Raw genomic sequence first — 12649 nt, forward strand, 5'->3', positions numbered from 1 at the left:
GTCCGGGCGCGCATCGGCGGTCTTCGCATCCGGCCCCGTTTCCTGCTGCCCGATCGCATCTTCGAGCGCAAACAATCTGACGAACCAATCCATCGCTTCGCCGGCCTTTTTGTCTCCGGCCATCTCCTTGATGCGGAGAATCGGGTCGTGCATCATCTGGTTGACGATGCTCTTCGTCAGCTTCCGGATCACCTTGCGCTCGTGGTCGGTCAGATCCGGCAGCTTGTTCGTCAGGCTTTGCATCGTCTCCGTGTGGATCTTCTCCGCTTTCTCCTGCAAGGCGCGGATGAGCGGCACGACACCGAGCGTCCTGTACCAGGACAGGAAAGCCTCCAGTTCCGCCGCGATCATCGTCTCGATCTTGGCCGCTTCCTTCCGCCGCTGTTCCAGATTCGATTCCACGATCCCTTCGAGATCATCGATGTCGTACAGAAAGACGTTCGGAATGTCGGCGATGGCCGGATCGAGATCCCGCGGCACGGCGATATCGATCAGGAAGAGCGGGCGGGACGGCCGGGACCGCATCGCCTGTTCCACCTGGGCCTTCGTCAGCACGTATTCCCGCGATCCGGTCGAACTGATGACCACGTCCGCTTCGGCCAGCCGCGAAGCCGCTTCCTCAAGCCTCATCGGCTCGCCGCCGAGCCGACCAGCGAACTCGGCCGCCCGCTCGTAGGTCCGGTTGGCGACCAGCACCCGCTTGATACCGGAAGCGTTCAGATGTTTCGCGGTCAGCTCGCCCATTTTGCCCGCTCCGACAATCAGGGCCGTCTTGCCGCCGAAGCCGCCGAAAATCCGTTTCCCGAGCTCCACCGCCGCATAGCTGACGGACACGGCGGACTCCCCGATCGACGTCTCCGTGTGGGCTCTTTTGCCGAGCGTAACCGCCTGCTTGAACAGCATGTTGAACAGCGTCCCCGTCGCGCGCTCCCGCTGGGCGAGCAGAAACGCGTCCCTCACCTGACCGAGAATCTGCGTCTCGCCGATGATCATCGAATCGAGGCCGCAGGCCACGCGGAACAGATGCCGGATTGCCGCTTCGTCTTCATACATGTAGAGATACTTCGTGAACGTCTGGCGCGGCATGCCGAACCACTGTTCCATGAAATGCCGGATGTAATGACCGCACAGCACATGGCGGTCGACAACGGCATAAAGTTCCGTTCGATTGCACGTGGCGACAATGACGCATTCCATGATGCTCGGCGTCTGTTTCATCATTTCGATCGCCTTCGGAAGTTCCTGCTCGGCGAAAGCGAACCGTTCCCGCACTTCGACAGGCGCCGTCCGATAATTCAATCCCACGACAATGATGTGCATCCGCGTCACCACTCCAGACCGGGCCGTACCGCTCCCGGGCCCGCCAAGAATTCAGCTTTGAAATAGTATAGCATAGTTCGGCAGCGTGTACCCGGACAAAAATGAAAAATATATGAAAGCTCGCCGCACTTCTATATTGTGGACGCAACTGGAACCGGATATTCGAAACATGCAAAAACAGCCACGGAATCATCCATGGCTGTTCGTTCCTTCATTGTTCGGTTCACACCAGCGCGAACGGCTTCAGTTCGGGTTCTTCCACCCGAAGCTCGCCGATGCCGCGAATGAGCTTCTTCGCATGGACCGTGCGCGGCTTCAATACGGAAAGGAGATAGTCAATCGCCAGCTGGGGGTCGACCGTCTCGCCGCAGGTATAGCAGTCCAGTGCCGCGAATCCTTTCTCAGGATACGTATGAATCGAGAGGTGGCTTTCCGAAAGCAGGACGAGCACCGTCGCGCCTTGCGGTTCAAATTGTTTCGATTGTACCGAGAGAACCGTAGCACCGCAGGTTTCTGCGGCTTCCACCAGTTGGGCTTGCAGGAACTCGGCGTTGTTGAGCAGTTCGAAATCTACGCCCCAGGCGTCGACTGCCACGTGTCTTCCGAAAGTTGAGTACTCCACTTTCGGTTCCCCCTTCCTAGGAATAAAATGTGAAGCAAATTTCATCCGCTAGGACCTACGTCATTCACTACTCGAGGGAATCATTCTCTCGCAACATTACATGTCCTGAGTGAATCCTGGTTCCTATATTGAATTCAACGAAGATAAAAATAACATCTTCAGGCGAGAAATGCAACACTTTTTTTCAGGCAGCGAAAATCGTCCGGATCCCGCGCCGGACAAGGCCTCTCGCCAGGCAATGGCATGCGCCGTTTTCATGGCGGCGCGTCCGGTTTGCAGGGAAAGACTTGTCAAAAGAAAAGCCGCCGGTTCGAAAACCGGCGGCCAATCATACCGATTATTCCGCTTCGAGGATGAACAGCTGCTTCGTGTATTGCCGCAGCCGTTCGTCAACGGCTTGCTTCTCGCTCGGCGAGGTGCATTGATTGCGCAGATCGAGCAGCTCGTCGATTGCGTCCTGGATGCGCTCGATCTCCCGTTCCACCTGGCGGCTTACGTACAGCGACTCCAGCTCGCCGACCGTATCCCGCCGCTCAAATACGACCCGCACGCCGTCCGCCGTATGTTCGACAATCTTGTGGACGGCGCCCCGTTTGTAATAATACGTCATCGTAAAACCGGAATAAATGCGATTGACAACGGCATCGCCGCGGAAAGCCGAGACGGCTCTGCGCAAGGCATTGGTCAACTTCGGATGGACTAACCGGCAGGACAGCTCACAGACAAACCGATCATCGCGCTGTTCGAACGTCATGCTGACTTCTTCTCCGTTCGTCTCGTCAACCAGCGCCATCTCCTGGTTGCCGCAGCCGACCACCCGCACCCTGATGCGGATGTTCTGGCCTCCCACAAATCGAACGAACCGGTCCAAATCGTCAGCCGAAAGCTGCAGTCGGGCGTTCACATACTCTGTGGCCAGCCGTTTCGCCATATGAAAATCTCCTCAATTCTTAAGCTTGCGCCGCAAATCGCGGCTTTCTGCCTGATTCCATTATACGCGATCTTCCGAATGAGCGCCTCCCGCTCCAGCCCCGATAATCGCGCATTTTCCCGAGAAATTCCGGCGAATACCGCGGGATGGCCGAATTTTTACCCGGTATCCTTTAAATTGTACCGCAAGTTACAAGGCTTGCGGCCTTATCCGGCAATTGCCTGCCGCACGATGTTCCACAGCTCTTCCCGCCCCTCGCCCGTCTCCGAGGAGAACATGACAAGCGGAACATCGGGCGTCATCCCGAGCGTCTCGCGGACGACGCGCAGATGCCGCTCCCGCCTCGTGCGGGGCACTTTGTCCGCCTTCGTCGCGACGACGCAGGTCGGAATGCCGAAATGGCGCAGCCAGTCGTACATGAGCCGGTCGTCTTCCGTGGGCGGGTGCCTGAGGTCGACGATAAGCAGCTGCAGCTTGAGCTGCTTCCGCTCGCGGATGTACGATTCGATGAACCGCCCCCATTTCGCCCGCTGCGCCTTCGAGACCTTCGCATAGCCGTAGCCCGGAAAATCGACGAAGTACATGCTGCCGTTCACCCGGTAGAAGTTCAGCTGCTGCGTCTTGCCGGGCTGCGAGCTCGTTCTGGCCAGATTTTTCCGCTCGATCATCCGGTTGATGAGCGACGACTTGCCGACGTTGGAGCGGCCCGCCAGCGCAATCTCCGGCAGGCCGTCTTCCGGCAGTTGTTCATGGCGCACCGCGCCGATGACGAATTCGGTACTGACGATCTTCATGGCTCCTGTCCGTTCTCCCGCTTCCTCACGATTTCCCCTCGGAGGGTCAGTGGATGTCGATCCGTGCTTCCTCTCCGCCGGCGCCGGACTCCAGCACATGGACGGGCGGCAGTCCGCCGACCAGGGCGTGCGCCAACACTTCATCCATATGCGAGACCATGACGAACTCGAGCTCTTCGCGGATGCTCTCCGGCACTTCCTGCAGATCGCGGGCGTTGTCTTTCGGAACGAGCACTTTCCGGATGCCGGCGCGGTGGGCGGCGAGCGATTTCTCCTTGAGCCCGCCGATCGGCAGCACCCGGCCGCGGAGCGTGATTTCTCCGGTCATGGCGACTTCCTTCGAGACGGCGCGGCCCGTCAGCGCGGAGATGAGCGCGGTCGCCATCGTGATGCCGGCGGAAGGGCCGTCTTTCGGAATCGCGCCTTCCGGCACGTGGATGTGGATGTCATTTTTCTCATGGAAATCCGGCTCGATGCCGAATTCGACCGCCTTGGAACGCGTATAGCTGAAGGCGGCCTGCGCCGATTCTTTCATGACGTCGCCCAGCTTGCCGGTGAGCGTCAGCTTCCCGCTGCCGGGCATGACGGTCACCTCGATCACCAGCGTGTCCCCGCCGACTTCCGTCCAGGCGAGGCCCGTCGCGGCGCCGACCTGATCCTCCTGCTCGGCGAGTCCGTACCGGTACTTGGCCGGTCCGAGCCATTCCTCGACCCGCTGCCGGTCGACGACGATCGTGCCGCGGTCCGGTTCGGTGACGATCTCCTTCGCCGCCTTCCGGCAGAGCGCAGCGATCTGCTGCTCGAGACCGCGCACGCCCGACTCGCGCGTATACTCCCGGATGAGCGCCTGCAGCGCATCCGGCTCGACGGCGAGCTGTTCTTCCTTCAGCCCGTGATCCCGCTTCTGCTTCGGCAGCAGGTAGCGCTCCGCGATCTCCCGCTTCTCCAGTTCGGTGTAGCCCGGAATGTACAGCACTTCCATCCGGTCAAGCAGCGGGCGCGGAATGTTGTGCACCGCGTTCGCCGTCGTCACGAACATGACGCTCGACAGATCGAACGGCAGCTCGATGTAATGGTCGCTGAACGTGCTGTTCTGCTCCGGATCCAGCACTTCCAGCAGCGCAGCGGCCGGATCGCCCCGGAAGTCCATCGCCATCTTGTCGATTTCGTCCAGCAGGAAGACCGGATTGGCCGTTCCCGCCGTTTTCATTCCCTGGATGATGCGTCCCGGCATTGCGCCGACATAAGTTCTGCGATGGCCGCGGATTTCCGCTTCGTCCCGCACGCCGCCGAGCGAAATGCGCACGAACTGGCGGCCGAGCGATCTTGCGATGGATCTGGCGATCGACGTCTTGCCGACGCCCGGCGGTCCGACGAGGCAGAGGATCGGGCCTTTGAGCCGGTTGACCAGCTTCTGCACGGCGAGATATTCGAGCACGCGCTCCTTCGGCTTCTCCAGGCCGTAATGGTCCTCGTTCAACACCGCCTCGGCCTTGGCGATGTCCAGATCATCCTCGGTACGTTTGCGCCACGGCAGCGCGAGCAGCCAGTCGATGTAGTTGCGGATGACGCCTGCTTCGGCGGACGACGTCGGCATTCGTTCGAGCCGGTCGATCTCCTTCGATATCCGCTCGCGCACGTTGTCCGGCACGTCGGCCGCTTCCAACTGGGCGCGCAGCTCCTCGACTTCGCCCGCCCGGCCTTCCTTGTCTCCGAGCTCCTTCTGGATCGCCTTCATCTGCTCGCGCAGGTAATATTCCTTCTGCGTCTTCTCCATCTGCTTCTTGACGCGCTGGCTGATCTTCCGCTCGAGTTCCAGCACTTCGCGCTCGTTGTTCAGCAGATCGAGAATTTTCTCGAGCCGTTCGCGAACGTCGATCGTCTCGAGGATGTCCTGTTTGTCCTTGATCTTGAGTGACAGATGGCTGGCGATGACGTCCGCGAGCCGGCCCGGCTCTTCGATGTCGCTGACTGCAGCCATCGTCTCCGGCGTCACTTTCTTCGACAGATTGATATAGTGTTCGAACTGACCCAGCACCGTGCGCATGAGCGCGTCGATCTCGGGATCGGCCGCATCCCGCTCGGGCAGTTCCTTGACCATGACTTCATAGAATTCGTCGTTCGGGACGTACTCCGTAATCTCGGCGCGCGTCAAGCCTTCCACCAGCACGCGGATCGTGCCGTTCGGCAGCTTGAGCATCTGCCGCACCCGCGCAATGGTGCCGACACGGTAAATATCGTCCTGCGTCGGTTCCTCGATGCCCGACTCCGATTGGGAACAGAGCAGGATCGTGTTGTCGCCGACCATGCAGCGTTCCAGCGCCCGCACCGACTTTTCCCTGCCGACATCGAGATGAAGCACCATGCTCGGATAGACGAGCAGTCCTCTGAGCGGCAGCAAGGGCAGGCGCCGTCCTTTCCATTTGCCCGGTACCACGCCAGCACCTCCCTGATCGATTGCACAGTTCGCCGGCCGGTTCATGCAGCGCGGCCGTCCGGCGGTATAAATTCTATTTTAGCATTCCGCCGAATCGGCCTGCAAATACGACACCTCCGGCACGGCGAAGCGCTCGGCCGGCGCGGCGGATTCGATGTCGAGACGGCGCAGTTCAAGATCGGGAAACGCGATCTTCAACACTTCTTCGACGTGTCCGACCGGCACGACGTTCAGCCCGTCGAACCGCGAATAGAAGTCCTGCCAGTTGTCCTTCGGGATGACGACCGTCCGGGCGCCCGCCTGGAACGCAGCCTCCACTTTGGCCAGCACGCCGCCGACCGGTTTCACGTTGCCGTGGATGCCGATCTCGCCGGTCATCGCCAGCTTGTTGTCGACGGGACGGCCCGTGATGGCCGACGCGATCGCGGTCATCATCGCAATGCCCGCCGACGGACCGTCGATCGGCGTGCCGCCCGGGAAGTTGATGTGCAGGTCGAAACGCTGCGGTTGGAACCCGAAGCGCCGCAGCACCGTGAGCACGTTCTCGACCGATCCCTTCGCCATGCTCTTGCGGCGCAGCGTGCGCGAGCCTCCTCCCAGTTCTTCCTCGTCGACGACGCCGGTGATCGTGAACGAGCCTTTGCCCGAGCGAACCGGGATGGCGCTGACCTCGATCTCGAGCAGCGTCCCCATGTTCGGACCGTAGACCGCCAGTCCGTTCACATAGCCGACCTGCGGTTCCGCCGGCACTTTCCGTTCGGGACGCGGCGGAATCTGGCTGGAATTCGCCACCCATTCGATGTCGGCCGCCTCGATCCGTTCGCGGCGTTCGGACATTGCCAGTCCGGCCGCAAGCTGCACCATGTTGACCGCCTCGCGGCCGTTCGTCGCGTATTTCGTGACGGCTTGCACCGCGTCGGGATGGTACGGCATGCCGATCTTGCGCATGGCGCCTTCGGCGATCTCCGCAATCTCATCCGGAAGCAGCGGCCGGAAATAGATCTCCATGCACCGGGACCTGAGCGCGGGCGCAATCTCCTGCGGCGACCGCGTCGTCGCGCCGACGAGCCGGAAGTCGGCGGGAAGCCCGTTCTGGAAGATGTCGTGAATGTACTGCGGGATGTTCGGGTCTTCCGAATGGTAATAGGCGCTCTCGAGGAACACTTTCCGGTCTTCGAGCACCTTGAGCAGCTTGTTCATCTGGATCGGATGCAGCTCCCCGATCTCGTCGATGAACAGCACGCCGCCGTGCGCCTTCGTGACGGCGCCGGGCTTCGGCTGCGGAATGCCGGCGACGCCCATCGCCCCCGCGCCCTGATAGATCGGGTCGTGCACCGAGCCGATCAGCGGGTCGGCAATGCCGCGCTCGTCGAAGCGCGCCGTCGTCGCGTCGATCTCGAGAAACTTCGCGTCATGGCGGAACGGCGAAGCCGGGTTTTTCTTCGCTTCCTCGAGCACGACGCGGGCGGCCGCCGTCTTCCCGACGCCCGGCGGGCCGTAGATGATGACATGCTGCGGATTGGAGCTGCAGAGCGCCGCCTTCAGCGCGCGCAGCCCTTCATGCTGCCCGACAATGTCGTCCATCGTCTGCGGCCGCGTCTTCTCGGCGAGCGGCTTCGTCAGCGAGATCGAACGGAGCCGGCGCAGCTTCTCCATCTCCTTGCGCGATTCCTTGTCGACGGCCGTCCGGTTCGTCCGCTGCGTCCGCAGCAGATTCCAGAAATACAGCCCGATCACCACGGCGAAAAACACCTGGATCAGCAGCAACACGACACTCAGATTCATGCGATTCGCTCCTCCCGTTTGCGGCGGTCCGGATCTTGTCCGAACCGCCGGACACAAAAATCCGGCAATCAGGATCAATACTTGTAAGTATTGCCTGTTTGCCGGACATGATACGGGAGGTTAAATTTTGGCAGCGTGCCGTTTGCGTCCCGGAATTTCGCCCGTCTCGTTGTAGACGCGCACGATCTCGTCGATTTCTTTCTTCAATTCGTTCAGCAGCTCCGCTTCGGGCACCTTCCGGATCATCTCGCCGTAGCGGAACAGCATCCCTTCGCCGCGGGCGCCGGCAATGCCGATGTCGGCTTCCCGGGCTTCCCCCGGACCGTTGACCGCACAGCCGAGCACCGATACTTTGATCGGCACTTTGATGTTGGCGATATAGTCCTCCACTTCGTTCACGATCGAGAACAGATCGATGTCGAGCCGGCCGCAGGTCGGGCAGGAGACGAGCGTCGCCGCGTTCGAGATCAGGCCGAACGCCTTCAGCAGCTCGCGGGCGACCTTCACCTCTTCCACCGGATCGGCGCTCAGACTGATGCGCACCGTGTTGCCGATGCCCATTGCGAGCAGCGCTCCGATGCCGGCCGAACTTTTGACCGTGCCGGAGAACAGCGTACCGGCTTCCGTAATGCCGAGGTGAAGCGGATAGCGGATCTTCTCGGCCGCCATCTTGTATGCGGCGATGGCCATCGGCACGTCGGACGCCTTCAGGGAGACGATGATGTCGCGGAAATCAAGCTCCTCCAGAATACCGATATGGTAGAGCGCGCTCTCGACCATCGCCTCCGGCGTCGGATAGCCGTATTTCTCCAGCAGATGCTGCTCGAGCGATCCCGCGTTGACGCCGATCCGGATCGGAATGCCCCGCTCCTTGCACGCTTTGACGACGGCCTCCACCTTCTCCCGGCGGCCGATGTTGCCGGGGTTGATCCGCACCTTGTCGATGCCGTTCTCGATCGCGGCCAGCGCCAGCCGGTAGTCGAAATGAATATCCGCAACGAGCGGGATATGAATCCGTTTCTTGATCTCCTTGATCGCTTCCGCCGCTTCCCGGTTGTTGACGGTGACGCGCACAAGCTGGCATCCCGCTTCTTCCAGGCGGTGGATCTGGGCGACGGTCGCCTCGACATCGGCCGTCTTCGTCGTGCACATGCTCTGAATCGTCACTTCGTCGCTGCCGCCGATCACAAGACCGCCGACCCGGACCGGGACGGTGTCTTTCCGATGGTACATGGCCTTCTCTCCCCATAGAACGTCAAATGCCACCCAAGCCGCGGGGGACGCTCCCCCGCGGCAGAGGTGGTCGTTTGCCATCGCCTTGCGTCAGGCGCTCTCTTCCTTCTTCTTGCCTTTCTTCGTGGTCAGCTCGGGCATGATCTTGTCTTTGACCACTTGTTCCGTGATCATGCAGCTGCTGATATCGTCGCGGGACGGCACTTCGTACATGACATCGAGCATGATGTCCTCGATGATCGCCCGGAGACCCCGCGCGCCCGTGTTCCGCTTGATCGCTTCCTTCGCGATCGCTTCAAGCGCAGCCGGCTCGAAGTCGAGCTTCACGTTGTCCATCTCGAGCAGCTTCTGGTATTGCTTCACCAGCGCATTCTTCGGCTCGGACAGAATGCGGATGAGCGCCTGTTCGTCAAGCGGCTCGAGCGCGGAGATGACCGGCAGACGGCCGACAAACTCCGGAATGAGCCCGAACTTGAGCAGGTCTTCCGGCTGCACGAGCTTCAGATATTCGCCCGGCTTCATTTCCTTCGTGTTCTCGCCGCCGGCGGTGAAGCCGATGACCTTCTTGCCGATCCGGCGCTTGATGATCTGCTCCAGTCCGTCGAAGGCGCCGCCGCAGATGAACAGAATGTTCGTCGTGTCGATCTGGATGAACTCCTGGTGCGGGTGCTTGCGTCCGCCTTGGGGCGGAACCGAAGCGACCGTGCCCTCGAGAATCTTCAGCAGCGCCTGCTGCACGCCTTCGCCCGACACGTCGCGGGTAATGGACGGATTCTCCGATTTGCGCGCCACCTTGTCGATCTCGTCGATGTAGATGATGCCGCGCTCCGCCTTTTCCACGTCGTAATCCGCAGCCTGGATCAGCTTGAGCAGGATGTTCTCGACGTCCTCGCCGACATACCCCGCTTCCGTCAGGGAAGTGGCGTCGGCGATCGCGAACGGCACGTTCAGAATCTTCGCCATCGTCTGGGCGAGCAGCGTCTTGCCGGAACCGGTCGGACCGACGAGCAGAATGTTGCTCTTCTGCAGTTCGACGTCTTCCAGCTTGTTCTGCGAATTGATCCGCTTGTAATGGTTGTAGACGGCCACGGACAGCGATTTCTTCGCCTGATCCTGACCGATCACGTATTGGTCCAGAATCGCCCGGATTTCCTTCGGCTTCGGAATATCCTTCAGATCGAGCTCCTCTTCGGATCCGAGTTCCTCTTCCACGATCTCCGTGCAGAGCTCGATGCATTCATCGCATATATAGACGCCTGGACCGGCGACCAGTTTGCGCACCTGATCCTGCGATTTGCCGCAGAAGGAGCACTTGAGCTGGCCCTTTTCGTCATTGAATTTGAACATTCGGATATCTCCCCTTCGTCATGCGTCACTCGCCTGCGGCTTCGGGCCGTGTGATGACCTTGTCGATCAATCCGTAAGCGAGCGCCTCTTCCGCGCTCATGAAGTAGTCGCGGTCCGTGTCGCGCTCGATCTTCTCGTAGGGCTGTCCGGTGCGCTCCACATAGATCTGATTCAGCTTGTGCTTCGTCTTCAGGATCCAGTCGGCGTGGATCTTGATGTCCGCCGCCTGACCGCGCACGCCGCCGAGCGGCTGGTGGATCATCACTTCGCTGTTCGGCAGCGCGTACCGCTTGCCCTTGGCGCCCGCCGTGAGCAGCAGCGAACCCATGCTGGCCGCCATGCCGACGCAGATCGTCGAGACGTCCGGTTTGATGTATTGCATCGTGTCATATATGCCGAGCCCCGCGGTCACCGAACCGCCGGGGGAGTTGATGTACAGATAAATATCCTTCTCGGGATCTTCGGCCGCAAGGAAGAGCAGCTGGGCGATGACGAGATTGGCGACATCGTCGTCGATCGGGCTGCCCAGGAAAATGATCCGGTCCTTCAGGAGCCGGGAATAGATATCGTAGGATCGCTCGCCGCGGCTGCTTTGTTCCACTACGATAGGCACCAGATTCATGCGACCCACCTCTTTTCGTAATCGGCTTCGATTCCTATTGTACCATGTCTGAAGCGCAATGTCATACTCGGCGAAAGCGGACGGGGCCTCCGCCGTCCGGGCTCCCGCCCATCGTTAACCTATATGTATGCGCCGGGCGGCAAGGCGTGCACTTCCCGGCCCGGGCTTTGATGGAGAAATAAGGCACGTGCCTGTAAAAGTACGTGCCTTACTCTCATGTCGATGTTCCCGGTCTTTACGCGACCGAAGACGCCGTTTTGCTGTTGTCGATCAGGAACCGGATCGTCTTGCGCAGGACGAGGTCCTCCTTCAGGCTGTCGAGGCTGCCGTTCCGGCTGAACAGTTCGCGGAGCTCATCCGCCGGACGGTTATACATGCCGGACAGCTTCTCCAGCTCCTCGTTCAGTTCGTCTTCCGTAACCTCGATGTTCTCCGCCTTGGCGATGGCTTCGAGCACCAGGTTGTTGCGCACCCGCTTCTCGGCGTCGCCCCTCATCTGCTCGCGGAGCTGCGCTTCATCCTGACCGGAGAAGCGGTAGTACAGCTCGAGCGTCATGCCCTGCATCCGCAGGCGGTTCTCGAAATCGCGCAGCATGTAGTCGATTTCCGAGCGGATCATCGCTTCCGGGATGTCGACTTCAGCATTCGCGGAAGCTTTCTCGATGGCGGCCAGTTCGCGCGCGTTCTCGGCTTCCTTCTGCTTCCGTTCCTTCAGTCTGGCCGCAAGATCCTGTTTGTATTCCTCCAGCGTATCGAATTCGCTGACGTCTTTGGCAAATTCGTCATCCAGCGCCGGCAGGTTCTTCCGCTTGATCTCATGCAGTTTCACTTTGAAGACCGCCGGTTTGCCTTTCAGTTCCTCCGCGTGGTAATCCTCGGGGAACGTCACTTCGACGTCTTTGAAGTCGCCGATGTGCATGCCGACGATCTGATCCTCGAATCCGGGGATGAACGTTCCGGAACCGAGCTCGAGCGAATGGCGCTCGCCGCGTCCGCCTTCGAACGGCTCGCCGTTGATGAACCCTTCGAAGTCGATGATGACGATGTCGCCTTTCTCCGCCTGTCCGTCTTCGACGGCGACCAGCTCGGCGTGGCGCTGCTGCTGCCGTTCCAGTTCGGCCTGCACTTCTTCTTCCGTCACCTCGGCTTCGGCTGCCGGAAGCTCGAGACCTTTGTATTCTCCGAGCTTGACTTCCGGCTTGACCGTCACCTTCGCCTTGAAGATGAACGGCTTGCCCTTGCCGAATTGCTCGATGTCAATTTCCGGGGCGTCGACCGGAAAGATGCCTGTCTCCTTCACCGCATCCGCGTAAGCGTCGGGCAGCAGGATGTCGACCGCATCCTGATACAGGCTCTCGACGCCGAACCGCGCTTCGAAAATCTGCCGCGGCACTTTGCCTTTCCGGAATCCGGGAACGTTTACTTTCTGGACGACTTTCTTGAACGCCTTGTCCAGCGCCGCGGCTACTTGTTCCGCATCGACTTCGACGCTCAGCACGCCCGTGTTCTTCTCCAGAGTCTGCCAACTTGCCTTCATCTTATGCCTTCCCCTTCCACA

General features: G+C 60.5%; 10 protein-coding genes. All 10 read right to left on the minus strand.

Translation table 11 applies throughout. From position 1 onward, the window contains the following. A partial coding sequence (gene hemA, locus KJQ12_RS12805; protein ID WP_213484990.1) for a glutamyl-tRNA reductase occupies positions 1 to 1320 on the minus strand: 1320 nt, incomplete at its 3' end. A gap of 223 nt (positions 1321 to 1543) precedes the next feature. After that, positions 1544 to 1942, minus strand: a complete 399-nt coding sequence (gene speD, locus KJQ12_RS12810; RefSeq protein ID WP_015255417.1) for an adenosylmethionine decarboxylase — start codon at positions 1940 to 1942, stop codon at positions 1544 to 1546. A 337-nt stretch (positions 1943 to 2279) separates the two neighbouring features. Continuing rightward, positions 2280 to 2873, minus strand: a complete 594-nt coding sequence (locus KJQ12_RS12815; protein ID WP_213484991.1) for a non-ribosomal peptide synthetase module — start codon at positions 2871 to 2873, stop codon at positions 2280 to 2282. A 206-nt stretch (positions 2874 to 3079) separates the two neighbouring features. Next, positions 3080 to 3667, minus strand: a complete 588-nt coding sequence (yihA, locus tag KJQ12_RS12820; RefSeq protein ID WP_213484992.1) for a ribosome biogenesis GTP-binding protein YihA/YsxC — start codon at positions 3665 to 3667, stop codon at positions 3080 to 3082. Positions 3668 to 3713: 46 nt separating this feature from the next. Further along, on the minus strand, positions 3714 to 6104 hold the full coding sequence (lon, locus tag KJQ12_RS12825; protein WP_213484993.1) for an endopeptidase La: 2391 nt from the start codon (positions 6102 to 6104) through the stop codon (positions 3714 to 3716). A gap of 78 nt (positions 6105 to 6182) precedes the next feature. Further along, the gene (gene lonB, locus KJQ12_RS12830; RefSeq protein ID WP_015255421.1) at positions 6183 to 7889 is read right to left on the minus strand and encodes an ATP-dependent protease LonB; all 1707 of its coding nucleotides are present in this window, start codon (positions 7887 to 7889) and stop codon (positions 6183 to 6185) included. Between the two features lie 120 nt (positions 7890 to 8009). Then, positions 8010 to 9122, minus strand: coding sequence for a flavodoxin-dependent (E)-4-hydroxy-3-methylbut-2-enyl-diphosphate synthase (gene ispG / locus KJQ12_RS12835; RefSeq protein WP_015255422.1), 1113 nt, complete (start codon positions 9120 to 9122; stop codon positions 8010 to 8012). A gap of 90 nt (positions 9123 to 9212) precedes the next feature. Beyond that, the gene (clpX, locus tag KJQ12_RS12840) at positions 9213 to 10469 is read right to left on the minus strand and encodes an ATP-dependent protease ATP-binding subunit ClpX (protein ID WP_213484994.1); all 1257 of its coding nucleotides are present in this window, start codon (positions 10467 to 10469) and stop codon (positions 9213 to 9215) included. Positions 10470 to 10494: 25 nt separating this feature from the next. Next, positions 10495 to 11091, minus strand: coding sequence for an ATP-dependent Clp endopeptidase proteolytic subunit ClpP (gene clpP / locus KJQ12_RS12845; protein ID WP_213484995.1), 597 nt, complete (start codon positions 11089 to 11091; stop codon positions 10495 to 10497). Positions 11092 to 11326: 235 nt separating this feature from the next. Further along, entirely contained in the window at positions 11327 to 12628 is a 1302-nt protein-coding gene (tig, locus tag KJQ12_RS12850; protein ID WP_213484996.1) for a trigger factor, read from the minus strand. Positions 12629 to 12649: the final 21 nt, after the last annotated feature.

The organism is Thermobacillus xylanilyticus (assembly GCF_907165215.1).
GTDB lineage: Bacteria > Bacillota > Bacilli > Paenibacillales > Paenibacillaceae > Thermobacillus > Thermobacillus xylanilyticus.

Coding starts and splice junctions, on each gene's coding strand:
- KJQ12_RS12815 (WP_213484991.1), bottom strand. CDS start 2,873: ATGGCGAAACGGCTGGCCACAGAGTATGTGAACGCCCGACTGCAGCTT.
- yihA (WP_213484992.1), bottom strand. CDS start 3,667: ATGAAGATCGTCAGTACCGAATTCGTCATCGGCGCGGTGCGCCATGAA.
- lonB (WP_015255421.1), bottom strand. CDS start 7,889: ATGAATCTGAGTGTCGTGTTGCTGCTGATCCAGGTGTTTTTCGCCGTG.
- ispG (WP_015255422.1), bottom strand. CDS start 9,122: ATGTACCATCGGAAAGACACCGTCCCGGTCCGGGTCGGCGGTCTTGTG.
- clpX (WP_213484994.1), bottom strand. CDS start 10,469: ATGTTCAAATTCAATGACGAAAAGGGCCAGCTCAAGTGCTCCTTCTGC.
- clpP (WP_213484995.1), bottom strand. CDS start 11,091: ATGAATCTGGTGCCTATCGTAGTGGAACAAAGCAGCCGCGGCGAGCGA.
- tig (WP_213484996.1), bottom strand. CDS start 12,628: ATGAAGGCAAGTTGGCAGACTCTGGAGAAGAACACGGGCGTGCTGAGC.